The organism is Methylobacterium mesophilicum (assembly GCF_022179445.1).
Taxonomy (GTDB): domain Bacteria; phylum Pseudomonadota; class Alphaproteobacteria; order Rhizobiales; family Beijerinckiaceae; genus Methylobacterium; species Methylobacterium mesophilicum.
In genome coordinates this window covers 1-21,852 of sequence record NZ_BPQU01000013.1, presented here as the reverse complement: position 1 = coordinate 21,852, position 21,852 = coordinate 1, and the positions used below count along the sequence as shown (strand labels likewise).

20 protein-coding genes are annotated in these 21,852 nt (G+C 69.8%); 13 read left to right on the top strand and 7 right to left on the bottom strand.

All coding sequences use genetic code 11. The features are described 5' to 3' along the window. Window positions 1-17 precede the first annotated feature (17 nt). Window positions 18-245 carry a hypothetical protein gene (locus MFF40_RS14550; RefSeq protein ID WP_238260998.1) on the top strand — a complete coding sequence of 76 codons (228 nt, stop codon included), beginning with the start codon at window positions 18-20 and terminating at the stop codon, window positions 243-245. 47 nt (window positions 246-292) lie between these two features. After that, window positions 293-658: a DUF6894 family protein gene (locus MFF40_RS14545; RefSeq protein WP_238260996.1), complete on the top strand. Its 366-nt coding sequence runs from the start codon at window positions 293-295 to the stop codon at window positions 656-658. Window positions 659-916: 258 nt separating this feature from the next. On the opposite strand, the gene MFF40_RS14540 is transcribed toward MFF40_RS14545, so the two are convergent. Continuing rightward, window positions 917-1,360, bottom strand: coding sequence for a DUF488 domain-containing protein (locus MFF40_RS14540; RefSeq protein ID WP_147855064.1), 444 nt, complete (start codon window positions 1,358-1,360; stop codon window positions 917-919). A 313-nt stretch (window positions 1,361-1,673) separates the two neighbouring features. Between MFF40_RS14540 and MFF40_RS14535 the strand changes: the two genes are divergently transcribed. Both MFF40_RS14535 and MFF40_RS14530 read left to right on the top strand, forming a co-directional pair. Then, the gene (locus MFF40_RS14535) at window positions 1,674-2,444 is read left to right on the top strand and encodes a glycoside hydrolase family 25 protein (protein ID WP_238261092.1); all 771 of its coding nucleotides are present in this window, start codon (window positions 1,674-1,676) and stop codon (window positions 2,442-2,444) included. A gap of 137 nt (window positions 2,445-2,581) precedes the next feature. Then, a complete protein-coding gene (locus MFF40_RS14530; RefSeq protein ID WP_147897693.1) occupies window positions 2,582-3,394 on the top strand; it encodes a Crp/Fnr family transcriptional regulator in 813 nt (270 codons plus the stop codon). A gap of 59 nt (window positions 3,395-3,453) precedes the next feature. On the opposite strand, the gene MFF40_RS14525 is transcribed toward MFF40_RS14530, so the two are convergent. Next, entirely contained in the window at window positions 3,454-3,840 is a 387-nt protein-coding gene (locus tag MFF40_RS14525; RefSeq protein WP_238260994.1) for a VOC family protein, read from the bottom strand. A 201-nt stretch (window positions 3,841-4,041) separates the two neighbouring features. On the opposite strand from MFF40_RS14525, the gene MFF40_RS14520 reads away from it, so the two are divergent. After that, entirely contained in the window at window positions 4,042-4,971 is a 930-nt protein-coding gene (locus MFF40_RS14520) for a DnaJ C-terminal domain-containing protein (protein ID WP_238260992.1), read from the top strand. Between the two features lie 126 nt (window positions 4,972-5,097). After that, window positions 5,098-5,922, top strand: a complete 825-nt coding sequence (gene fabI, locus MFF40_RS14515; protein WP_147855059.1) for an enoyl-ACP reductase FabI — start codon at window positions 5,098-5,100, stop codon at window positions 5,920-5,922. Here the strand turns inward: fabI and MFF40_RS14510 are convergent. Both MFF40_RS14510 and MFF40_RS14505 read right to left on the bottom strand, forming a co-directional pair. After that, window positions 5,919-7,076 carry an AAA family ATPase gene (locus MFF40_RS14510; RefSeq protein ID WP_147855058.1) on the bottom strand — a complete coding sequence of 386 codons (1,158 nt, stop codon included), beginning with the start codon at window positions 7,074-7,076 and terminating at the stop codon, window positions 5,919-5,921. The two genes, fabI and MFF40_RS14510, sit on opposite strands and share 4 nt — an antisense overlap. Before the next feature lie 15 nt (window positions 7,077-7,091). Beyond that, on the bottom strand, window positions 7,092-8,084 hold the full coding sequence (locus tag MFF40_RS14505; protein ID WP_238260990.1) for a polyphosphate kinase 2 family protein: 993 nt from the start codon (window positions 8,082-8,084) through the stop codon (window positions 7,092-7,094). Window positions 8,085-8,183: 99 nt separating this feature from the next. Here MFF40_RS14505 and MFF40_RS14500 point away from each other — a divergent pair, with 99 nt between their 5' ends. The 4 genes from MFF40_RS14500 (at window position 8,184) to MFF40_RS14485 (ending at window position 14,607) form a co-directional block, all read left to right on the top strand. Next, entirely contained in the window at window positions 8,184-8,771 is a 588-nt protein-coding gene (locus MFF40_RS14500) for a histidine phosphatase family protein (protein ID WP_147897696.1), read from the top strand. A 111-nt stretch (window positions 8,772-8,882) separates the two neighbouring features. Next, window positions 8,883-12,977 carry a Pls/PosA family non-ribosomal peptide synthetase gene (locus MFF40_RS14495; RefSeq protein ID WP_238260988.1) on the top strand — a complete coding sequence of 1,365 codons (4,095 nt, stop codon included), beginning with the start codon at window positions 8,883-8,885 and terminating at the stop codon, window positions 12,975-12,977. A 212-nt stretch (window positions 12,978-13,189) separates the two neighbouring features. Continuing rightward, the gene (locus MFF40_RS14490) at window positions 13,190-14,338 is read left to right on the top strand and encodes a GGDEF domain-containing protein (RefSeq protein WP_238260986.1); all 1,149 of its coding nucleotides are present in this window, start codon (window positions 13,190-13,192) and stop codon (window positions 14,336-14,338) included. A gap of 62 nt (window positions 14,339-14,400) precedes the next feature. Then, complete coding sequence (locus MFF40_RS14485; protein WP_147897699.1) at window positions 14,401-14,607, top strand: SlyX family protein; 207 nt, start codon at window positions 14,401-14,403, stop codon at window positions 14,605-14,607. 42 nt (window positions 14,608-14,649) lie between these two features. Here MFF40_RS14485 and MFF40_RS14480 read toward each other — a convergent pair whose 3' ends face one another. Continuing rightward, a complete protein-coding gene (locus tag MFF40_RS14480) occupies window positions 14,650-16,083 on the bottom strand; it encodes an NAD-dependent succinate-semialdehyde dehydrogenase (RefSeq protein WP_238261090.1) in 1,434 nt (477 codons plus the stop codon). Between the two features lie 121 nt (window positions 16,084-16,204). Then, entirely contained in the window at window positions 16,205-16,993 is a 789-nt protein-coding gene (locus tag MFF40_RS14475) for a class II glutamine amidotransferase (RefSeq protein ID WP_238260984.1), read from the bottom strand. 318 nt (window positions 16,994-17,311) lie between these two features. Here MFF40_RS14475 and MFF40_RS14470 point away from each other — a divergent pair, with 318 nt between their 5' ends. After that, window positions 17,312-17,704, top strand: coding sequence for a response regulator (locus MFF40_RS14470; RefSeq protein WP_058193469.1), 393 nt, complete (start codon window positions 17,312-17,314; stop codon window positions 17,702-17,704). 449 nt (window positions 17,705-18,153) lie between these two features. Here MFF40_RS14470 and rpsU read toward each other — a convergent pair whose 3' ends face one another. Beyond that, on the bottom strand, window positions 18,154-18,492 hold the full coding sequence (gene rpsU / locus MFF40_RS14465; RefSeq protein WP_147855533.1) for a 30S ribosomal protein S21: 339 nt from the start codon (window positions 18,490-18,492) through the stop codon (window positions 18,154-18,156). 322 nt (window positions 18,493-18,814) lie between these two features. On the opposite strand from rpsU, the gene MFF40_RS14460 reads away from it, so the two are divergent. Together MFF40_RS14460 and MFF40_RS14455 are read left to right on the top strand one after the other, a co-directional pair. After that, a complete protein-coding gene (locus MFF40_RS14460) occupies window positions 18,815-19,861 on the top strand; it encodes a threonine aldolase family protein (RefSeq protein WP_147855536.1) in 1,047 nt (348 codons plus the stop codon). A gap of 252 nt (window positions 19,862-20,113) precedes the next feature. After that, window positions 20,114-21,727 (top strand): peptide chain release factor 3, encoded by a 1,614-nt coding sequence (locus tag MFF40_RS14455; RefSeq protein ID WP_147855534.1) that lies wholly within the window; start codon window positions 20,114-20,116, stop codon window positions 21,725-21,727. Window positions 21,728-21,852 lie beyond the last annotated feature (125 nt).

Here is a 21,852-nt window from a genome sequence, read left to right as displayed (position 1 = left end):
CGGGAACGGATGCGATGATGACCAGCCACCAGCTCGCCGACGAACTGAGGCGGGTCGCCACCACGCAGGTCAGCGACATCACCCGGGCGGTGAAGGAGGGCCAGAAGTCGATCGCCCTCAACGAGGTGCGCGACATGGCCCGGCGCCTCAGCCTGCTGGCGGACGCCTTCGACCCGAAATCGGCAGCCGAAGGCAAGGCCGGCCTCGTCGAGGCCGAGCCGCAGGACGGCGCGCAAGCCGCCTGACGATCGCCGCCTGACGCGCGACGCCCGATCCTCCAAGGAACGCCACGATGGTCCGCGCCACTTTCAGCATCCGCCTGGACGGCGCCTGCCTGCCCGCCTCCGCGGCGCAGTGGGTCGCCGACCTGGACGCCGCCTGGGCCACCGCCCGGACCATCGTCCAGGGGCTGATGCGTCAGCACAGCGGCGATACCCGGCTGCTCGATGCGGCCCTGGTGGTCACCGACGAGACCGGCGCGATGCTGTTGGAGATGTCGTTCCTCGAAGCCCTGTACCTGCCGGTCGAGCCGGTGACCGACCCGTATCGCCGCCGACCGGTCCCACGGGAATTCGGCGCCGTGCGGACATCCCGGATGCTGCTCAGCGCCGCCATGGCGCCGATCCGGCGGTTCGCCGCCATGGCGGCGATGCGCTGACCTGAATAAAGACCGATGGAGCTGCGCGTTGCCGGTTGCGCCCCGTCCCTTTCCCGGGCGCGTGGAGCGAGAGCGGAACGCGACCCGGGATCCAGCACAGGACGACGCGAAGCGCCTGATTGTGACTGTCGCTTCAAAATCGTGCCGCTGCGCGGCGCTTTCTCTGCTGGATCCCGGATCACCTTCCACTGACGTTACAGGCGTCCGGGAAAAGGGCGCGCGTTTCATTCATGCGCGACGGCCAAAGCCCGTGCCGATTCAGCCGAACAGGTCGGTGACGGCAAATCCGCGGTCCGCGAGCCGTTCGGCCAGGACCCGGCGGTGGCAGCGGGCCGGGTCCCGCTCGAAGCACAGCAGGCAGGTCGGGGCGGCGGCCGCCATGGCGGCGAGTTCGTCGAGGGCGATTCCGCCGGCGCCCGTATCGAGCACCTCTTCACAGTAGATCCTGCGCATCAGCGCCGCGTCGTCCGCCCGGGCCGCCTCGCGGCCGGCCTTCGGCGTGCCGAGGCTGCGCAGATGCGCGTAGCCGAGTCCCGCCTCTGCGAGACCCGTTCCGAGCGCGCCCTTCGAGAAGCCGCGCTTGCGCGAGTTCGCCACCGCCCGCACGTCGGCCAGCACGGCAACGCCCGCCGAGCGCAGCGCATCCGTAAGGCGCTCCGGGTCGAGCCCTTCGTAACCTATGGTGAATAATTGCTTGCTCACGGGACCGTGACGGGACTCGCGTTGCGGGACCGGCACTTAGCCGGATCCGGGCCTGTGAACCAACCGGGGATCGATACCGTATGTCGCGGTAACGACACGCATCTCGGAATTCCGCCGCAAAGTTCGCAAAGCTCCGTTAACTGCGCCGGGCCCATCGATTACGCCTGACTTTGGCGCTTCTTCGGTGGCGGGCTGAACACTGATGGTGCGGGATATCGAGCTTTCGCAGGGTCCGTCCGCTTCGGCGATTCGGGGTGCCGGCCGGTTGAGGAGCGCCCGGCGCATCGCCGCCCGGGTGCTGGCCGTCGCGGTGATGGCAGGCCTGGCCGCCTGCGCGTCGAACACGAATTTCTATCCGACCAAGGGCGACGCCAAGCCCCATCCGGGCGTGGCCAAGGCCAAGCAGCACCCGATCCAGGGCATCGACATCTCGAAATGGCAGGGCAACGTCGACTGGGCTTCGGTCCGGGCCGCCGGCACCCAGTTCGCCTTCATCAAGGCGACCGAGGGCGGCGATCACGTCGACGAACGATTCCGGACCAACTGGGACAACGCCGCCAAGGCCGGCGTGCCGCGGGGCGCCTACCACTTCGTGTTCTGGTGCCGCTCGGCCCGGGATCAGATGGAGTGGTTCAAGCGCAACGTCCCGAACGACCCGACGGCCCTGCCGCCGGTGCTCGACGTGGAATGGAACGGCCACTCGCAGACCTGCCCGAAGAAGCTGCCCAAGGCGCAGGCTCTGGCGATGGTCACCGAGATGCTGGAGGAGATGGAGCGCTACACCGGCAAGCGCCCGATCATCTACACCGACATCACCTTCCACAAGGACGTGCTGGAAGGCGAGCTGCCCGACTACCCGCACTGGCTGCGTTCCACCGCGGCCGAACCGGAGCAGCGCTTCGTCAACCGGAAGTGGATGCTCTGGCAGTTCACCTCCACCGGGCGTGTTCCCGGCGTACAGGGCGACGTCGACCGCAACGCCTTCTACGGCACGCCGTCCGACTGGGCCTCGTTCCTGTCGACCGATTGCGATCCGCGCGAGCATCGGCGGCTTTCGGAACAGGGTCTTTGCACCGACAAATAAATCATCGGGCCGGATAGACTTAGGTTGGTTCCAGGACGGGGGGCGGGATATAAGCGTGACGGGTTAACCCGCGCGCCAGCGGGCCGCCCGACGAGGTTCCTTCTCGGGGGCCTCCCGCTCCACGATCCCCGACCTGCATGCCCGCTGACCGCGCCGCCTCCCTCACGGGCAACCTGCTCCTCGACGCGCTTCGGGAACCCGACCGCGCGCTGATCGTGCCCCATCTCGAGCGGGTCTCCTGCGACAAGGGGGCGATCGTGTTCGAGGCCGGCACGGAGGTGGCGCACATCACCTTCCCCTGCGACCAGACCGTCGTGGCGCTCATCATCGGCACCCGGGACGGACGCTGCGCCGAGACCGCCAGCATCGGTCGCGAGGGTGCCGTCGGCGGCATCGTCAGCGCGGGGCGGGTGCCGGCCTCCACCGAGGCGATCGTGCAGATCGGCGGGCCGATGCTGCGCCTGGAGGCCGACCGGCTTCAGGACGCCAAGCGCCGGTCCCCCGAGGTCCGCAACCTGTTCGCACGCTACGGCGACTGCCTCCTGGCCCAGGTGCTGCAGGCCGCCGCCTGCAACGCGCTCCACCCGATCGAGCAGCGCTGCCTGCGCTGGCTCCTGACGCTCCAGGATCGGATCGGGGGCGACACCCTGCCGATCACCCACGAGTTGCTGGCCTCGATGCTCGGCGTCCAGCGCACCTACCTGACCCGCATCCTGCGGACGCTCCAGGACCAGGGCCTGATCCGGGTCGGGCGCGGGCGCATCACGGTGCTCGACCGCCGGGCGATGTCGGCCTCGGCCTGCGAGTGCCACGCCCGGGTGCAGCGCCATTTCAAGACGGTGCTCGGCGCGGTCTACAGCGCGGACGGCTTCGACCGGATCGAGCCGCCATCTCCAACCGAGGGCGACCGGGAGCCGGCGCTGGCCCTGCACGGCGGCGCCCGGCGCTGAGGTGATCCGGACCTTCGAAGGGCTCGGGCGCGGCCCGCGAACCTTCTGAGGGACCCCTGTCAACTGGCCGCCCGGCGCTCCAGGATCTCGATCAGCGCCCCGTCCGGACCTACCACGAAGGCGATCCGCAGACCCGGGCCGCGCTCGGTGATGCCCATCCGCACGGGAACGCCGCGGGCCGCGAGATCGGCCATGGCGGCGTCGATGTCGGCGACGCGCAGACCGATATGCTCGATGCCGAGGCAGGGCGTCTGCGCGGCGGGGGCGGTCTCGACCGGTGCCTGCTCGATGAAGACGGTCAGGCCGCCGAGGTCGAGCACCATGCGCTGCACGGGATCGACGCCGACGCGCTTCACCTCCGTGGCCCCGAAGGTTTCCACGTAGAAGGCTGCCGCCTTCACGGCGTCGCGGCTGCGCAGATGGACGTGGTCGCAGGCATACTGCATCGGATTTCCTCCCGCGGCCCGGTGCCGACGAGCCGGTGATGGCGTCACGCGTCGAGGTTAGGCGGTCGCGCGCTCCGGAGCGAGATCCACCGCTTGACGCAGCGCCCGAACCCGCAGACTTTCGCGGCCACGACCGTTGCAGGGATGCAACAGCCTTCCCACATCCGGGTGGATACCCCACCGCACAGCCTCAAGAGACCGATGCGCAATCCCTACGACGTGCTGGGCGTGGCCAAGGGAGCGAGCGAAGCCGACATCAAGAAGGCTTATCGCAAGCTCGCCAAGGACTTCCACCCCGACCGCAACAAGAACGACGTGAAGGCCAAGGACCGGTTCGCCGAGGCGAACTCGGCCTACGAGATCCTGGGCGATTCCGAGAAGCGCAAGCAGTTCGACCGCGGCGAGATCGACGCCGACGGCAAGCCGCGCGCCAGCGGCTTCGAGGGGTTCTCCGGTGGCTTCGGCGGCGGCCGGTCGAGCGGCTTCGATTTCGAGAACAAGGCCCGCAGCCGGCAAGGCGGCGGTGGCATGGGCGGCGGCGGGATGGGCGAGGACATCTTCTCGCACATCTTCGGCGAGGCGTTCCGCGCGGGTGGCGCCGGACCCGGCCAGCGCCAGGCGGCCAAGGGCGAAGATGTCGCGGCCGAGCTGTCCGTCAGCCTGGAGCAGGTCGCCAGCGAGGAGAAGCTGCGCCTCGCCCTGCCCACCGGCCGGGAGGTCGACGTGGTGATCCCCCGGGGCGTCGAGGACGGCCAGACCATCCGGCTCCGCGGCCTCGGCCAAAGCGCCGGCCCCCGCGGCGAGCCCGGCGACGCCCTGCTGACCATCCGGGTCCGGCCGCATCCCCGCTTCACCGTCGAGGGGGCCGACCTGAAGGCCAGCGTCGAGGTGCCGCTGGAGGACGCCGTGCTCGGCGGCACGATCCGGGTGCCGACGCTCACCGGCGCGGTCGAGATGAAGATGCCGCCGATGACGAGTTCGGGCCGCACGTTCCGGCTGCGCGGCAAGGGCCTGCCCAAGAAGGACGGTACCCGCGGCGACCTGCTCGCCACCACGGCGATCACCCTGCCGGAGAGCGAGGATCCGGCGCTCATCGAGTTCGCCCGGAACCGACGCGCCAAGGTGGCGTAGAAGGCTGCGTAACAGGCGCCCCGCACCCGGTCGCCCGGCGGCGGGGTGCGCACTTCCGTCGCCGGGCCGGCTCCGTTAAGGAGACCCCCGGTGCCGCAAGGGGCCGAGAGGTTTCCAGGATCGATCATGGCGGAACACGGGCAGGGCATTCTGGCGGGCAAGCGGGGCCTCGTGCTCGGTGTCGCCAACAACCGCTCGATCGCCTGGGGCATCGCCCGCAGCGCCCGCGCGCACGGGGCCGAACTCGCGTTCACCTACCAGGGCGACGCCTTGCGCAAGCGGGTCGAGCCCCTGGCCAAGGAACTCGACGCCCACGTCATCGGGCATTGTGACGTGACCGAGGCGGCGACCATCGACGCCGTGTTCGCCGAGGCCGCCCGGGTCTTCCCCGAAGGCATCGACTTCGTGATCCACTGCATCGCCTTCTCGGACAAGGACGAATTGACCGGCCGCTACCTCGAGACGTCCGAGGAGAACTTCACCAAGTCGCTCCTGGTCTCGTGCTACTCGTTCACCGCGGTGGCCCAGCGCGCCGAGAAGATCATGCGCCCGGGCGGCTCCCTGGTGACGCTGACCTATTACGGCGCCGAGAAGTGGATGCCGCACTACAACGTCATGGGCGTGGCCAAGGCGGCGCTCGAAGCGTCGGTGCGCTACCTCGCGGCCGATCTCGGGCCGAAGAATATCCGCGTCAACGCGATCTCGGCCGGCCCGATCAAGACCCTGGCGGCCTCGGGGATCGGCGACTTCCGCTACATCCTGAAGTGGAACGAGTACAACGCGCCCCTGCGCCGGACCGTGACCATCGGCGAAGTCGGCGAGACCGCCGCCTACCTGATCTCCGACATGGCCGCGGGCATGACCGGCGAGATCCTGCACGTGGATGCGGGCTACCACGTCGTCGGCATGAAGAACCCCGACGCGCCGGACCTGACCCTCGACAAGGATTAATCTTCGTCGTCCGCGTCGGCGAATTCACCTGAAAGGGTGAGCCCGTCGATCCAGGTCTCGCCGTCGCGCTTGACGACCACCCGCGGCCTGGCGCCCCCATGGATCGCGATCCCGTCCGCCAGCCGCTCGGAATGCGTGACCAGCCAGATCTGGGTGCGCTCGGCGGCCCGGGCGATCATCCGGGCGAGCGGTTCCATCAGATCCGGATGCAGGCTCGCTTCCGGCTCGTTCAGGGCGATGAAGGGCGGCAGCCGGTAGGCCAGCAGCGCTCCGGTGAGGGCGAGGTAGCGCAACGTCCCGTCCGACAGCTCCGAGGCCGCGAAGGTGCGGCCCGGGAAGTCAGGGACGGTGACGCCGAAGCTCGCCTCGCGCCCCGGATCCGGCACCACGAGCCGGGCGCCCGGGAAGGCGCCATCCAGCGCCGCATCGAGATCGCCCGTGTCCTGCCGGATATGGGCCAGGGTGGCGAACACGGCGGCGAGGTCGGACCCGTCCGAGGCGAGGGTCGGCGTCGTCACTGCCAGGCACGGGCGGCGGAGCGGCGACTCGGCATCGGTCCGAAAATCGTGATGGAAGCGCCAAGCCGTCATGGCGAGCCGAACCAGGGCGATCTCCGGGTGACGCGTGGCGTCCAGGAAGGTGCCGAGCGCGGTTTCGGTGGGCAGCAGATCCAGGCCCAGCGGCCGTTTGCGCCCCTCCTCGTCGCGGGCGAAACCGGTCCGGCCATCGCGGTCGAGGAGGACCGCCGTGCGGGCGCCTGTCCGGACGGTCAACCGCTCGGCCTTCACCTGCGGTTCCTTGCGGAAGGCGGCGCCGTAGGTGGTGCCGCCGGCCTGCTGCACGAGCCCGACCTCGACCGCGTAGGTGAACACCTGTCCGGTCCCGTCATCGTACAGGGTGGCGGACAGGCGGATCCGTGCCGCCTCGCCGTGCCGCCGACGCCCCGCCCAGAGCGCCGAATCCATCCCGCCCTCCACGGCGAGCGCGCGGGTGAGCGTCCCCCGGGCGGCGTCCTGAAGCAGTTCGAGGCCGCGATACAGGTTGGTCTTGCCGGTGCCGTTGCCGCCCACGAACACCGACAGGTCGTCCACCGGGAAGCCGATCCGCCGGAGCGAGCGGTAGCCAGAGACCGCGACCTCCCGAACCACCAGCATGCGGCACCCCTTGGATCAGTTCGGGACCTTCAGGTCGGCGATTCCCTTCGCGGCCTTGGGGAATCGCGGGTCCATCGCCTCCAGCGTATCTGCGATCGTGCGGGCAATCACGTAGTTGCGGAACCACTTGTGGTTGGCAGGCACCACCAGCCACGGCGCGTGCGGCGTCGAGCATTGCGAGAGCGCGTCGGCGAAGGCCTGCTGGTAGGAGTCCCAGGCTTTCCGCTCGATGAGGTCGGCGGGGTCGAACTTCCAGTGCTTCTCCGGATCGGCGATCCGGGCTTCGAGGCGCTTCTTCTGCTCGTCCTTGGAGATGTGCAGGAAGAATTTGATCACCACCGTGCCGGATTCGGTGAGCAGCCGCTCGAAATCGTTGATCAGCCGGTAGCGGCCCTGCCAGACCGAGTCGGGGACCAACTCCTTCACCCGCACCACGAGGACGTCCTCGTAATGGCTGCGGTTGAACACGCCGATCATGCCCCGCCCCGGCGTCCGGGCGTGGTAACGCCACAGGAAATCGTGATCGAGTTCGTCGCTCGACGGCACCTTGAACGAGGACACCGTGCAACCCTGCGGGTTGACGCCCTTGAGCACCGACCGGATCGTCCCGTCCTTGCCGCCTGTATCGATCGCCTGGAACACCAGCAGCAGGCTGCGGGCGCGCTCGGCATAGAGACGCTCCTGCAGGGCGCTGATGCGCTCGCGCTCCCGGCTCAGCGCCTCCTTGGCCCAGACCTTGTCGAGGCCGCCGTCGGCGTCGGAATCGATCGCCGTCAGGTCGACCCGCATTCCGGGTTCGACCGCCACGATCCCCGGGCCGACCCGGATCGGGGCCGGCCGGTGGCCGCCCAGGGCCGCCGGGACCGTCCCGGCGATCACGTCGGCCGCACCGGCCCAGACGGCGGTCGAGGGCACCCGCGACCGGGCGGCTTGGTGCCGATCAGGGGCGTCTGTCACGCCCCCGTCCTGCGACTGGCCGGGAAGATGCTTGCCGTGCTTCTTAGACATGGGCAGGACCGTGTTGAGGGGCTTTGCCGACGAACGCCCAGAACGGTTGGCACGCGCGGCCGTTCCGGGCGCCTGCGCAGCGACAGGATTTCGAGACGGTTGGCTACGATCTATTTCATCCGCCACGGCCAGACCGCCTGGAACGCCGAGGGCCGCCTGCAGGGCAGTCGCGACATCGATCTCAACCCGCACGGGGAGGCGCAGGCCGTCGCCGTGGCCGCGCGGCTGACCGCGGTGGCGGGGGCGGGCGTGGCGGAGGCGGAGTTCCTGGCGAGCCCGCTCAAGCGCACCCGGCGGACCATGGAGATCCTGCGCACCACGCTGGGCCTGCCGGCGGAGGCGTATCGCACCGATCCCCGGCTGAGGGAGATCGGCTTCGGGAACTGGGAGGGCTCGACCTGGTCCGAGATCCGCCGCCGCGACCCGGGGGGCGCCTCGGCCCGTGACCGCGAGCGCTGGAACCACCGTCCGCCCGGCCAGGGCGGCGAGAGCTACGCCGCCCTGGTCGAGCGGGTCGGCCCGGTCCTGTCCGGGCTCGAGCGGGATGCCGTGATCGTCGCCCACGGCGGCGTCGCCCGGGCGGCCCTGGTGGCGCTGGGCCATCTCGACATGTACGCGGCGCCGCGCCTCGGCATCCGCCAGGGCGAGGTGCTGGTCCTGGAGCCGTCGGGCTGGCGCTGGGCTTAATCCGTCCTTCACCCAGGGTTCAAAGCCGCCTCGATAACGGCATGATCGGCTGGCTATAGGGCGGTCGCCACGGTATGCGCCGATCTGTTCGGTCGGCCAGCGGAGCAGCGGATGAGCGACGTCGCCGAGAAGACCCGGTCCGGACCGGCTGCCGGGGCGCATGAGCGTCCGGCTGGCGGGGCGGCCGTGCTGCGTGGCGCGCACCGCCCCGACCTGATCCGCGACGAGGTGCTGGCCGAGATCTTTCTGAATTCCGCGCAGGCCCGGCCGGAGCATCCCTGCCTGGTCGACGGCGCCCGCGTGATCGCGGGCGGCGTCCATCCGAGCCTGACCTATGCCGAGGTCGCCGCCCGCGCCGGCCGGATCGCCGCCGGCCTCGCCCATCGCGGCATCGGCCCCGGCGACGTGGTCGGCCTGTGGATGGCCCGGGGCCCGGACCTGCTGGTCACCCAGATCGGAATCACCCTGTCGGGCGCCGCCTGGCTGCCCTTCGACGCCGAGGCGCCGGCCGACCGGGTCGGGGTGTGCCTGACCGATTCCGCCGCCAAGGCGCTGCTGGTCTCACCCGCCCTCGCTCCGACGGCACCTGACGCGGCGCCCGCCCTGACCCCGGCGGATCTCGACGCGGCGACGCCCACGGATGCGCCGGTGCCGGATCCCCGCGCCGCCGGCCTGACGCCGGAGCATCCCGCCTACCTGATCTACACCTCGGGCTCGACCGGCGTGCCCAAGGGCATCGTCATCAGCCACGCCAACATCTGCCACTTCCTCCGGTCGGGAAACGCGCTCTACGGCATGCGTGCCGACGACATCGTGTTCCAGGGCGCCTCGGTCGCCTTCGACCTGTCGATGGAGGAGATCTGGGTCCCGTATCTCGTGGGCGCGACGCTGTTCGTGGCGAGCCCGGCCATGATGGGCGACGTCGAGTCCCTGCCCGGCATTCTCGAAGCCGAGCGGATCACGGTGCTCGATACCGTGCCGACCCTGCTGGCGATGATCTCCGGCGACCTGCCGACCGTGCGCCTCGTCCTGCTCGGCGGCGAAGCGCTGCCTGAGCCGCTGGTCGGCCGCTGGGCGACCGGTGCGCGCCAGCTCTTCAACACGTACGGGCCGACCGAGGCGACCGTGGTCGCCACCGCGGCCGAGATGCGGCCCGGCGAGCCGGTGACCATCGGCGGCCCGATCCCGAACTATTCCGTCTACGTCGCGGGCGAGGATCTGAGCCTGCTCGGCCGTGACCAGCAGGGCGAATTGCTGATCGGCGGGCCCGGCGTGGCGCGCGGTTATCTCGCGCGGCCCGAACTGACCGCGGAAAAGTTCATCGCCAACCCGTTCGCCTCCGACGGGACCGACCCGATCCTCTACCGCTCGGGGGATGCGGTCTCGCTGGATGCCGGCGGGCGGATCCTGTTCCACGGCCGCATCGACGACCAGGTGAAGATTCGCGGCTTCCGGGTCGAGCTCGGCGAGATCGAGTCGCGGATCCGCAGCGTGCCCGACATCAACCAGGCCGCCGTGGTGCTGCGCCAGGACGACGGTGTGGACCGGCTCGTGGCCTTCCTGATCCCCGAGCGCGGCCGGACGGTGGACACCGCTAGCTTACGCCGGACGCTGGCCGGCCAGATGCCGCCCTACATGGTGCCCGGCCATTTCGAGCTGGCCGAGACCCTGCCGCGCCTGACCTCCGGCAAGGTCGATCGCAAGGCCCTGAAGGTCGCCCCGCTCACGGTCGTGTCGGCCGACGGCGAGCAGGAGACCCCGGCCAACGAGACCGAGGCGGCTCTGGTCGCCGCGGCCAAGCAGGTGTTCGGCAACCAGCCGATCCCGCTGGAGGGCGACTTCTTCGCCGACCTCGGCGGCCATTCCCTGTTGGCCGCCCGCTTCGTGTCCGCAGTGCGCGAGGCTCCGGCGCTCGCCGGCATCACCCTGCCGGACGTCTATGCCCTGCGCACCATGCGGGCGATGGCCGACGCGCTGATCGCGCGCACCGGCGGCATGGGCGCGGCGGCTGCGATCCGCGACCTGAGCTTCGAACCGCCGCCGCTGCTGCGCCGGGCCCTGTGCGGCCTCGGCCAGCTGATCGCGCTGCCCTTCGTGATCGCGCTGGCCACCGCGCAGTGGCTCGGCATGTTCGTGACCTACCTGCTGCTCACCGGCGGCGGCCTCAGCTTCTTCGCCGAACTCGGCGTGCTGCTGCTCGTCTACATCGCGATCAACGGCGTGACCGCGGTGGTCGCGGTGGCGGGCAAGTGGCTGATCCTGGGCAGGACCAAGCCGGGCCGATACCCGCTCTGGGGCGCTTACTACTACCGCTGGTGGCTGACCCAGCGCCTCGCCCCCCTCGTCCACGTGAAGTGGCTCCAGGGCTCGCCGGCGATCTCGGTCTACCTCCGGCTGATGGGCGCCAAGGTCGGCCATGACGCGCTGGTCTCCGATATCGAGATCGGCGCCCCGGACCTGCTGACCATCGGCGACGGCGCCTCGCTGGGCGGCCGCCTCGTCATCGCCAATGCCGAGATCGTCGGCAACGAGCTGGTGATCGGCACGGTCGAGATCGGCGCCGACGCGGCGGTCGGCACCTCCTGCGTGCTCAGCCACGACACGGTGATCGGCGCGCAGGCCGAGATCGCCGACCTGACCACGATCCCGACCGGCACCCGGGTCGGGCCGGCGGAGATCTGGGACGGCTCGCCCGGCCGCAAGGTCGGGATGGCGAACCCGGCCGACCTGCCGGCCGCCGCCGAGGCCTCGTGGGCCCGCCGCGCCGCCTTCGCGGCGGCCTATATCGTTCTGCTCGGCGCGATCCCGGCGGTCGGCCTGCTGCCGATCTTCCCGGCGTTCTTCATCTTCGACCAGATCTCGGATTCGCTCTCCGACATCACCGATGTCGACTACCACTGGTACCTGCCGATCCTCACCTGGCCCACCGCCATGCTGATGACCGCCGGCACGGTGCTGCTGATCGCCGGCATCCGCTGGATCGTGCTGCCGCGGACCCGCTCGGGCACCTACTCGGTCCACTCGCTGTTCTACCTGCGCAAGTGGTCGCTGGCGCTCGCCGTCGAGGTGACGCTCGAGACTCTCTCGTCCTTGTTTGCCACGGTCTACATGCGGGCGTGGTACCGGCTGATGGGCGCCAACATGGGCCACGGCGCCGAGATCTCGACCAACCTCGGCAGCCGCTACGACCTCGCCGAGGTCGGCGCGAAGAACTTCATCGCCGACGAGGTCGTGTACGGCGAGGAGGAGGTCCGGCGGGGCTGGATGCATCTCGAGGCCGCCCGCACCGGGGCCCGGGTCTTCGTCGGCAACGACGCCGTGGTCCCGCCCGGCGCAATCATCCCGGACGACGTGCTGATCGGCATCAAGTCGAAGCCGCCGGCCAACGACGCGATGAGCCCCGGCGAGACCTGGTTCGGCTCGCCGCCGATCCGGCTGCCGGCCCGCCAGAAGGTCGATCTGGGCTCGACCGCGCAGACCTACGAGCCCGGGATGTGGCCGAAGATCCGCCGCGGCGTGTTCGAGGCCTTCGCGACCTCGTTCTCGCCGATGCTCTACATCACCCTGGCGATCACCGTGATCGACTGGTATTTCTACCCGGCGATCCTGGAGAAGGATTGGACCGGCCTGGCCGTCAGCTTCGTCACCGCCAGCGTCTGCATCGCGCTGATCCAGTCCGCCGCGGTCATCGCGATGAAGTGGCTGCTGATGGGCGTCTACAAGCCCGGCATGCAGCCGATGTGGTCCTGGTGGGCGATGCGCACCGAGGCGATCGCGGTGGCCTACTGGGGGTTGGCCGGCAAGGTGCTTCTCGAGCACCTCCAGGGCACACCGTTCCTGCCCTGGGCCCTGCGGTTGTTCGGCGTGAAGATCGGGAAGGGCGTGTGCATGCTCACCACCGACATCACCGAGTTCGACTGCGTGTCGATCGGCGACTACGCCACGATCAACCGCGTCTCGGCGCTGCAGACCCATCTGTACGAGGACCGGATCATGAAGATCGGCCGCGTGGTGGTCGGGCGCGGCGTCTCGGTCGGCGCCTTCGCGACGGTCCTGTACGACACCAAGGTCGGCGACTACGCGCGGCTGCGCCCGCTCACCATCGTGATGAAGGGCGAGTCGATCCCCGCCAACACGGAGTGGGAAGGCGCCCCGGCGGTGCCGGTGATCCACGCCGCGCGGGATGAGCATCGGGTGGCCGGCTAGGTCGCCGCGTCCCTCCGGGGCGCCTGAAGCGAGCCCCGAGCCGCAGGAGAATGCGGCGGTGCTCGCCGCCGCCGATATCCACCTTGCCGAATCGTAAACAACCGCGCGGTATTTTCGTCGCGCTGCTGCGAATTAAGCCGGCTCAAGCCTCGCGAGCCGGTCAATACCAGACGGCTTATGCTATCGTCCGTATCGGAGACTGATAGAAAGCCGTGCATCTCGATCCAGCCACCCTGCTGATCGTCAGTTCCGTGATGACCTTGCTGGTCGGCACGCTGTTCGTTCTGTCGTGGCGGCAGGCGCCGGGTTCGCACGCCCTGGCGCTGTGGGGCGCGGCGCATATCCTCGGCGCGGTCGGCTCCGGCGGCCTCGCCCTGCGCGGCCAGATCTCCGACCTCGTGTCCATCGCGGTGTCCAATGCCGTGGTGCTGGCGGCCTACGGGCTGATCTGGAGCGGTGTCCGCTCGTTCGAGGGGCGACCGGTCCGGATCGGCCTGGCGCTCGTGGGTGCGGCGATCTGGTGCGTGCTCTGCCTGGTGCCGGCCTTCTACGGATCGATCGAGGCCCGGATCGTGTACGCGTCCGCGGTGGCGGCGTTCTATACGGGCGACGCGGCCGTGGAGTTCTGGCGGGGGCGGCAGGAGCGTCTCGCGTCGCGCGTGGCGGCCGAGACCACGCTGGGCTTGCACGCCGCCTTCTACCTGCTGCGGATCCCGTCGACCCTGCTGGCGCCGCCGCCGCCCCGGTTGAACCCGCTGACCTCGCCCTGGGTGGCGATCCTGTGCTTCGTCACGCTGTTGTTCTCGATCGCCCTGGCCTTCACCTGCATGGCTCTTGTGAAGGAGCGGGCCGAGCGCGAGCAGCGCATCGCCGCCGCGACGGACCCGCTCACCGGCATATCCAATCGCCGGGCCTTCACGGGGGCCGCGGAGGCGGTGCTCGCTTCGCGCCGGGACGCGGCCCTGCTCCTGTTCGACCTCGACCGGTTCAAGGCGGTCAACGATGTCCACGGCCACGCGGTCGGCGACGCGGTGCTGGTGGGGTTCTGCGCCATGGCCGCATCCCTGCTGCCCCGGGAAGCGATGCTCGGCCGGCTCGGCGGCGAGGAGTTCGCCTGCCTGCTGCCCGACGTCTCGCCTGCCGAGGCCCTGGCCCGCGCGGAGGAGGTGCGCCGCACCTTCGCGGGGCTGTCGGTGCCGGAATTGCCGGACCTGCGGGTCAGCGTCAGCATCGGGATCGCACAGGCCCGGGACGGGATCAGTTTCGAGGCCCTGATGCATCGGGCCGACGCCGCCCTCTACGTCGCCAAGCACGGCGGTCGCGACCGGGTCGTGGTGGCCGAACGGGTGCAGGCGGCCTGAAAACAGGCCCGGTCGGAAAACGGCCGCGGATGCGGTATCGCGGGCCGGACTGGAGACCGGCCATGGACGACCCAACCCGCATCGACCGCCTGGAGATGCGCCTCACCGAGCAGGATTCGACGATCGAGGATCTGAACCGCACCGTCACGGAGCAGTGGCGGGTGATCGACCGGCTCGTCCGCCAGGTCGACGCGTTGCGCGATCAGGTCGAGGAGGCGGCCGCCCGGTCCGCACCGCGCGGGCCCGAGCCGCCGCCGCCGCATTACTGATGCGCGTCGGCGCGCCGCCCGCAGCGGCGCGCCGAGCCGGCGTCAGAAGTTGGCCTGGGTGACGAACTTGGTCACCAGGTAGGCGTCGAGCGCCTCCGAGCCGCCCTCGCTGCCGTAGCCGGATTCCTTGACGCCGCCGAAGGGCGTCTCCGGCAGGGCGATGCCGTGGTGGTTGATCGAGATCATCCCGCTCTCCACCCCGTGCGAGACCTTGGCGGCCCGCTCGGCCGACCTAGTGTAGGCGTAGGCCGCGAGCCCGTAGGGCAGGCGGTTGGCCTCGGTGAGCGCCTCCTCGTCCTCCGAGAAGCGGTTGATCATCGCGACCGGGCCGAACGGCTCCTCGTTCATCATCCGGGCGGTCAGCGGCACCTCGGTGAAGACCGTCGGCTCGAAGAAGTTGCCGCGGTTGCCGATGCGCTTGCCGCCGGCCCGCAGCGACGCCCCGGCCGATTCGGCGTCGGCGGTGAGCGCCTCGATGGCCTCCAGGCGCCGCCCGTGGATCAGCGGGCCCATCTTGGTGTCCGGATCCAGGCCGTCGCCGACCTTCGCGCCCTTGGCGTAGCTGGTGAAGCCCTCGACGAACCGGTCGAACACCGAATCGTGCACCAGGAAGCGGGTGGGCGACACGCAGACCTGGCCGGCGTTGCGGAACTTCGACGGGGCCAGGACCGACACGGCCTTCTCCACGTCGGCATCGCCGAACACGATCACCGGAGCGTGGCCGCCGAGTTCCATGGTGGCGCGCTTCATGTGCTCGCCGGCCAGCGCCGCGAGCTTCTTGCCCACCACCGTCGAGCCGGTGAACGAGATCTTGCGGATCACCGGGTGGGGGATCAGGTAGGCCGAGATCGTCGCCGGGTCGCCGTAGACCAGCGAAAGGGCGTCACCCGGGATGCCGGCGTCCAGGAAGGCGCGGACCAGCGCCGCGCAGCTCGCCGGCGTGTCCTCGGGACCCTTCAGGATCACCGTACAGCCTGTGCAGAGCGCCGCCGAGATCTTGCGGACCGCCTGGTTGATCGGGAAGTTCCAGGGCGTGAAGCAGGCGACCGGGCCGACCGGCTCGCGCACCACCGCCTGCAGCACGCCGTCGGCGCGGGCCGGGATGACGCGGCCGTAGGCGCGCTTACCCTCCTCGGCGAACCAGTCGATCACGTCGGCGGCCGCCAGGGTCTCGACCCGCGCCTCGGCCAGCGGCTTGCCCTGCTCCAGGGTCATGATGCGGGCGATCTCGTCGGCGCGGCTGCGCAGCAGGTCGGCGGCCTTGCGCATCAGCTTGCCGCGCTCGAACGGCGACACCTTCCGCCAGGCCGGGAAGGCCCGCGCGGCAGCCGCGAGCGCTTCGTCCAGATCCGCCTTGGTGGCGACCGCGCATTGGCCGATCGTCTCGCCCGTGGCCGGATTCAGGACGCCCAGGGTCTCTCGGTCGGCGCCCGTGCGCCAGCGTCCGGCAATGTGAAGCTCGGTATCCGGATACATCGTCAATTCCCGCTCGGCCGCAGGATCGGCCGTGGCCGACATGTGGCAACGTGAAGCGGATCGACAATCCCGTTCCGAGCATGGCTGACGCCGCACCAGGACGGTGACGGCCGGCGCCCGGTCAGGCGGCCCGGGAGCGGGTGGACTCCGGAACGGTCACGGTGGTCGTGGTGCCGTGGCGGGCCCGGAGCGTGCCGCCCTTCGGGACGACCTGCCAGCCCTCGCGGCAGCCGTCGATCGGCTCGGAGACGACGACGATCCCGCCCGGTCCGTCGCGATAATACAGGCTCGGGGGCCGGCCGTCGCAGGCCCAGCGATAGGCGGTGAGGGTCTCGCCATCCGTCAGCAGGGCGGTGAAGCGCAACGGCTCGGAGACGTTGGCCTCCTTCATCAGGGCGCGGATCGTCTCCAGGGTACGGGCCATCGCGCCGACCGGGTCCTGCTCGAGGCCGTTGGCCAGGGCCAGCAGGAAGATCGCCTCGGAATCCGTGCTGCCGCGCCGGTGATCGTAGAAGGCGTCCGGGATCAGGGCCTCCAGCCGACGTTTGATACGGTGGTAGCCGCCGATCTGGCCGTTGTGCATGAACAGATGCCGCCCGTAGACGAACGGGTGGCAATTCGCCCGGGCGGTGGCGGTGCCGGTCGAGGCGCGCACGTGGGCGAAGAAGGTTCGCGCCCGGACCTGGCCGCACAGGTTGGTGAGGTTCTCGTCCGACCAGGCCGGGGAGATGTCGCGATAGACGCCGGGCTCGGGACGCTCGCCGTACCAGCCGATGCCGAAACCATCGCCGTTGGTCTCGGTTTTCCCTTCGTCGGCGTGCAGGGACTGGTGCACCAGCGAATGCGTCGGCGCGCAGACCAGGTCCGAGAGAAAGACCGGCTCACCGCTATAGGCGAGGAAACGGCACATGTCGGACGTCGATCCTTCCCTGGTCCGTACGATCCAGGCGATGTCCCCCGGAATGGGGCAAACGCCTCAAGCGTGAGATTAACAGTCGGTCCACACGGGTGAACAGTTTCTTAACCGGGACCCAGCTGCGCCATTTTCAAGCGTTCGGGCCAAAATTGGTGCGGCCTGATCGCGGAGCGGGCATGGTCTGCCCGACCACCCTGACACTTGTGAGCCGGCTCTTGGCAGGCCAGCATGGCCGAATCGGGGAATCACCGGTCCATCAATGAGGCCGGGACCCGAAAAGGGGTTCACACGACCGAACCGCAGGAGACTGATATGGATCGCGCACAGCCCGAGTGTTCCGCCCCCGTGGCGCTTGTGGTGGAGGACGACGCGGCCGTGCGCCACCTCGCGACCGCGGTCCTGGAGGAAAGCGATCTGGGCGTGATCGCCTGCGAGAGCGCCGAAGCTGCGCTCTCGGTCCTGGAGCGATCCGACGTCACCGTGGCCCTGCTGTTCGCCGACATTCGCCTGCCCGGTGCCATGGACGGCGTGTCGCTCGCCCAGGCGGTCGAGCGGCGCTGGCCGGATGTGCGCGTGGTCGTCACCTCCGGAGCGAGCCGCGACGCGCGCCTGCCCGATCAGACGGTCTACATGCAGAAGCCCTGGCGGGCGCTCGACGTGCTGGTCCAGGCCGAGCACGCCACGATGGCCGCCAAGGCGGCTTGAGTCGGGGGCACGTGCTCCTTCCTCCGCGAAGCTCAGATGTTCACGCCCCGCCGCCGGATGAGAACCAACGGCGGCCCCGAGCGCGTCTCCCTCCCCCGCAGAGGGGTGAGGGAGCACCGCGGTGTCTCCCGTGGATTCTGCCGACATTAATGCGTCGACGCACGCGAAGAGACTAGAGCCGTTCCCGGTCGCGCTGCGACCGGGAACGGCTCTAAGTCCTTGATGCAACGCGCTCGCTTACGTCGAACCGGTATCCACTTCGGCGGCGAGCGCTCGAAGAGCCCATGCCTCCGGCAAGGATCCTGTGCGTTGCACCGAACGATAGAGTCGTAATCCTCGACGGCGCATTGCGTCACCGCCCCCCGGCCGACGCCGATCCCAGCCAAACCAAACGCAAAAAGCCCGGCCGCTCGCGCGGTCCGGGCTTCTGCCGTTCAGGATAGAGCGTCTTAGACGACGGGCGCCGGGGTCACCGCGACCTGGCCGGAGGCGTTGCCGCCCTGCTGCGACGGGGCCGCGCTCGGCGACGGGAAGCCGGGGCGACGGCTGCCGGCCGGGAAACGGGGCTTCGGCTTCGGAGCGGCGATCAGGCCCTCGCGGATCGCGGTCTTGCGCGCCTGCTTGCGGGCGCGGCGGACGGCTTCCGCCTTCTCGCGCGCCTTGCGCACGGACGGCTTCTCATACGCCTTGCGCTGCTTCATCTCGCGGAAGATGCCCTCACGCTGCATCTTCTTCTTGAGGACGCGGAGCGCCTGATCGACGTTGTTATCGCGAACGAGTACCTGCAACGGACTTGATCCTCTGGACCTGGATTTGGGGCTTGCGCAGCCCGCCGCCGATCTGGAAACCGGCAACGTCCCTCGCCCGGGAGCACCCGGGAGGGACGGGAACGTCGGTTTCCGAATCGGCGTGGAGCCCACGCCTTGGCGCGCCTTCTACACCAAGCGCGAACCAGTTCCAACATCTTCGCAGCAGCGATCTTCGCAGCGGGCATCTCGAAATCCGGCGTGGCGGGCCGGATACCGGTTCGACGCGCGGCAGCCCTGCTTGGGCTCGATTTGGGGCGAAGCCGGATTGCAAGGCGATCGGACGCGGATCTACGCTGTGCGGATGCAACACGACGACCCGCAGCAATTCGCCAGCGACAACTACTCCGGCATCTGCCCGGAGGCCTGGGCCGCCATGGAGGCGGCCAATCGCGGCCACGCGCCGGCCTATGGCGAGGATGCCTGGACCGCCCGGGCCGCGGACGCGTTCCGCCGCCTGTTCGAGACCGAGTGCGAGGTGTTCTTCGCCTTCAACGGCACGGCGGCGAACGCCCTCGCGCTGGCGGCCCTGTGCCAATCCTATCACAGCGTCATCTGCGCCGACTCGGCCCATGTCGAGACCGACGAGTGCGGCGCGCCGGAATTCTTCTCCAACGGCTCCAAGCTGCTCACGGTCCGCACCGAGGGCGGCAAGCTCACCCCGGAGGCGATCCGCGGGCTCGCCACCAACCGCAGCGACATCCACTTCCCGCGGCCGCGGGTGGTCACGATCACCCAGCCGACCGAGACCGGGCAGGTCTACACCCTGGCCGAACTGCGGTCGCTGTCCGCCACATGCCGGGAACTCGGGCTCGCGCTGCACATGGACGGCTCGCGCTTCGCCAACGCCTGCGCCAGCCTCGGCTGCAGCCCCGCCGACATGACCTGGCGGGCCGGGATCGACGTGCTGTGCTTCGGCGGCACCAAGAACGGCATGCATGCCGGCGAGGCGGTGGTGTTCTTCGATCCGAAGCTCGCGGAGGATTTCGGCTATCGGTGCAAGCAGGCCGGGCAGCTCGCCTCGAAGATGCGCTTCCTGGCCGCCCCCTGGGTCGGCATGCTGGAGAGTGGCGCCTGGCTGCGGAACGCCGCCCACGGCAATGCCTGCGCCCGGCGCTTCGCCGGGGCCGTCGCCGGCCTGCCGGGGATCCGCGCGCTGTTCCCCGTAGAGGCCAACGCCGTCTTCCTGGCGATGCCGGCCGCGACCATGGAGCGGCTGCGGGCGCGGGGCTGGCGGTTCTACACCTTCATCGGCGGCGGGGCCCGGTTCATGTTCGCCTGGGACGCCGATGCCGCGCGCGTGGACGCCCTGGTTGCAGACTTGCACGCGCTGGCGGCCGAGGCGGCCTAAGGCTGGGTTTCCAAAGGGCTCAGCCCTTTGGCGGGTTGTCAGGGCGGAGCCCTGATAGAGACGAAGGGCTCCGCCCTTCACCCGCAAAAGGTCGAACGACCTTTTGAAACCGGGACCTGGATCAGCCCGAGGCCGGCTTCCCTGCGTCTTTGCCAATACCGGGGCTTGCCGCTACACGATGCCGAGACCCTCGCCCGAGGCGGCACCGCCGGGCGACGCCCTCCCGTTGTGCCGACCCAGAGCGTTCGCTCCATGCTGATGCAGACCAAGACCGAAGCGAGGCCGGCCGACCCGGTTGCGCGGCGGCGCACCTTCGCGATCATCTCGCACCCGGATGCGGGCAAGACCACACTGACCGAGAAGCTGCTGCTGTTCGGCGGCGCGATCCAGCTCGCCGGCGAGGTCAAGGCCAAGCGCAATCGGGTCTCGACCCGGTCCGACTGGATGGGGATCGAGAAGGAGCGCGGCATCTCGGTGGTCACCTCGGTGATGACCTTCGAGTACGGCGACTGCGTCTTCAACCTGCTCGACACGCCGGGCCACGAGGACTTCTCGGAGGACACCTACCGGACGCTGACCGCGGTCGATTCGGCCGTGATGGTGATCGACGCGGCCAAAGGCATCGAGGCGCGCACCCGCAAGCTGTTCGAGGTCTGCCGCCTGCGCGACATCCCGATCGTCACCTTCGTGAACAAGCTCGACCGCGAGGCCCGCGACACGTTCGAGCTGCTGGACGAGATCGAGAAGACGCTGGCGCTCGACGTCGCCCCGGTGACTTGGCCGATCGGCACCGGCCGCAACTTCTCCGGGACCTACGAACTCGGCGCCAACCGCGTCCGCCGGCTCGACGCCGCCGAGGATGCCGGCATGGTGGCGGTGTCCGGCCCGCAGGACCCGCTGTTCGATACGCTGCTCACCGAGAACGGCGCGGCCGATGCGTGGCGCGAGGAGGTCGAGCTGGCCGAGGGCGGGCTCAAGCCGTTCGACCTCGACGCGTTCCGCGAGGGCCACCTGACGCCGGTGTTCTTCGGCTCGGCGCTGCGCAACTTCGGCGTGCGCGACCTCATCGACGGTCTCGCCAAGGTGGCACCGCCACCCCGCGGCCAGGATGCCGACAAGCGCCTGGTCGAGCCGACCGAGCCGCGCATGACCGGCTTCGTGTTCAAGATCCAGGCGAACATGGACCCGAACCACCGGGACCGGATCGCCTTCATGCGGGTCTGCTCGGGCAAGCTCAGCCGGGGCATGAAGGCCCGGCTGGTCCGAACCGGAAAGCCGATCTCGCTCTCGGCGCCGCAATTCTTCTTCGCTCAGGACCGCGCCATCGCGGACGAGGCTTTTGCGGGCGACGTGGTCGGGATCCCGAACCACGGCACCCTGCGGATCGGCGACACGCTCACCGAAGGCGAGGACCTGCTGTTCCGCGGCGTCCCGAGCTTCGCACCCGAGATCCTGCGCCGGATCAAGCTGACCGACGCCATGAAGGCCAAGAAGCTGCGCGAGGCGCTGCAGCAGATGGGCGAGGAGGGGGTCGTCCAGGTGTTCGTGCCGCAGGACGGCAGCCAGGCGATCGTCGGCGTGGTCGGCGCGCTCCAGCTCGACGTGCTGAAGGAGCGCCTCCAGGCCGAGTACGGCCTCCCGGTCGATTACGAGACCTCGCGCTTCTCGGTATGCCGCTGGATCGAGTCGGATTCCGAGATCGAGCTGGACAAGTTCGTGGACAGCCACGGCTCGGCCATGGCCAAGGACCTCGACGGCGCCCCGGTCTTCATGGCGACCACGGCGTTCTCGCTCCGCTACGAGGAGGAGCGCTACCCGGCGGTGCGCTTCACCGACGTGAAGGACTACCAGAAGCGGACGGCGTAGTTTTTTTTGGGGGGAGTGGGGGGATTTACCGAACTTAGCCGGTTGGGGGCCGCAGCTTGACCCCAGCGCGTCTCCCTCCCCCCTCTGCGGGGGAGGGTGGCCCCTGCGTCAGCAGGGGTCGGGAG

Excerpts from the sequence above, each read along its gene's own strand:
- MFF40_RS14550 (WP_238260998.1), top strand. The coding sequence starts at position 18 with ATGACCAGCCACCAGCTCGCCGACGAACTGAGGCGGGTCGCCACCACG.
- MFF40_RS14545 (WP_238260996.1), top strand. The coding sequence starts at position 293 with ATGGTCCGCGCCACTTTCAGCATCCGCCTGGACGGCGCCTGCCTGCCC.
- MFF40_RS14535 (WP_238261092.1), top strand. The coding sequence starts at position 1,674 with ATGGCAGGCCTGGCCGCCTGCGCGTCGAACACGAATTTCTATCCGACC.
- MFF40_RS14530 (WP_147897693.1), top strand. The coding sequence starts at position 2,582 with ATGCCCGCTGACCGCGCCGCCTCCCTCACGGGCAACCTGCTCCTCGAC.
- MFF40_RS14525 (WP_238260994.1), bottom strand. The coding sequence starts at position 3,840 with ATGCAGTATGCCTGCGACCACGTCCATCTGCGCAGCCGCGACGCCGTG.
- MFF40_RS14520 (WP_238260992.1), top strand. The coding sequence starts at position 4,042 with ATGCGCAATCCCTACGACGTGCTGGGCGTGGCCAAGGGAGCGAGCGAA.
- fabI (WP_147855059.1), top strand. The coding sequence starts at position 5,098 with ATGGCGGAACACGGGCAGGGCATTCTGGCGGGCAAGCGGGGCCTCGTG.
- MFF40_RS14510 (WP_147855058.1), bottom strand. The coding sequence starts at position 7,076 with ATGCTGGTGGTTCGGGAGGTCGCGGTCTCTGGCTACCGCTCGCTCCGG.
- MFF40_RS14505 (WP_238260990.1), bottom strand. The coding sequence starts at position 8,084 with ATGTCTAAGAAGCACGGCAAGCATCTTCCCGGCCAGTCGCAGGACGGG.
- MFF40_RS14495 (WP_238260988.1), top strand. The coding sequence starts at position 8,883 with ATGAGCGACGTCGCCGAGAAGACCCGGTCCGGACCGGCTGCCGGGGCG.
- MFF40_RS14485 (WP_147897699.1), top strand. The coding sequence starts at position 14,401 with ATGGACGACCCAACCCGCATCGACCGCCTGGAGATGCGCCTCACCGAG.
- MFF40_RS14480 (WP_238261090.1), bottom strand. The coding sequence starts at position 16,083 with ATGTATCCGGATACCGAGCTTCACATTGCCGGACGCTGGCGCACGGGC.
- MFF40_RS14475 (WP_238260984.1), bottom strand. The coding sequence starts at position 16,993 with ATGTGCCGTTTCCTCGCCTATAGCGGTGAGCCGGTCTTTCTCTCGGAC.
- MFF40_RS14470 (WP_058193469.1), top strand. The coding sequence starts at position 17,312 with ATGGATCGCGCACAGCCCGAGTGTTCCGCCCCCGTGGCGCTTGTGGTG.
- MFF40_RS14460 (WP_147855536.1), top strand. The coding sequence starts at position 18,815 with ATGCAACACGACGACCCGCAGCAATTCGCCAGCGACAACTACTCCGGC.
- MFF40_RS14455 (WP_147855534.1), top strand. The coding sequence starts at position 20,114 with ATGCTGATGCAGACCAAGACCGAAGCGAGGCCGGCCGACCCGGTTGCG.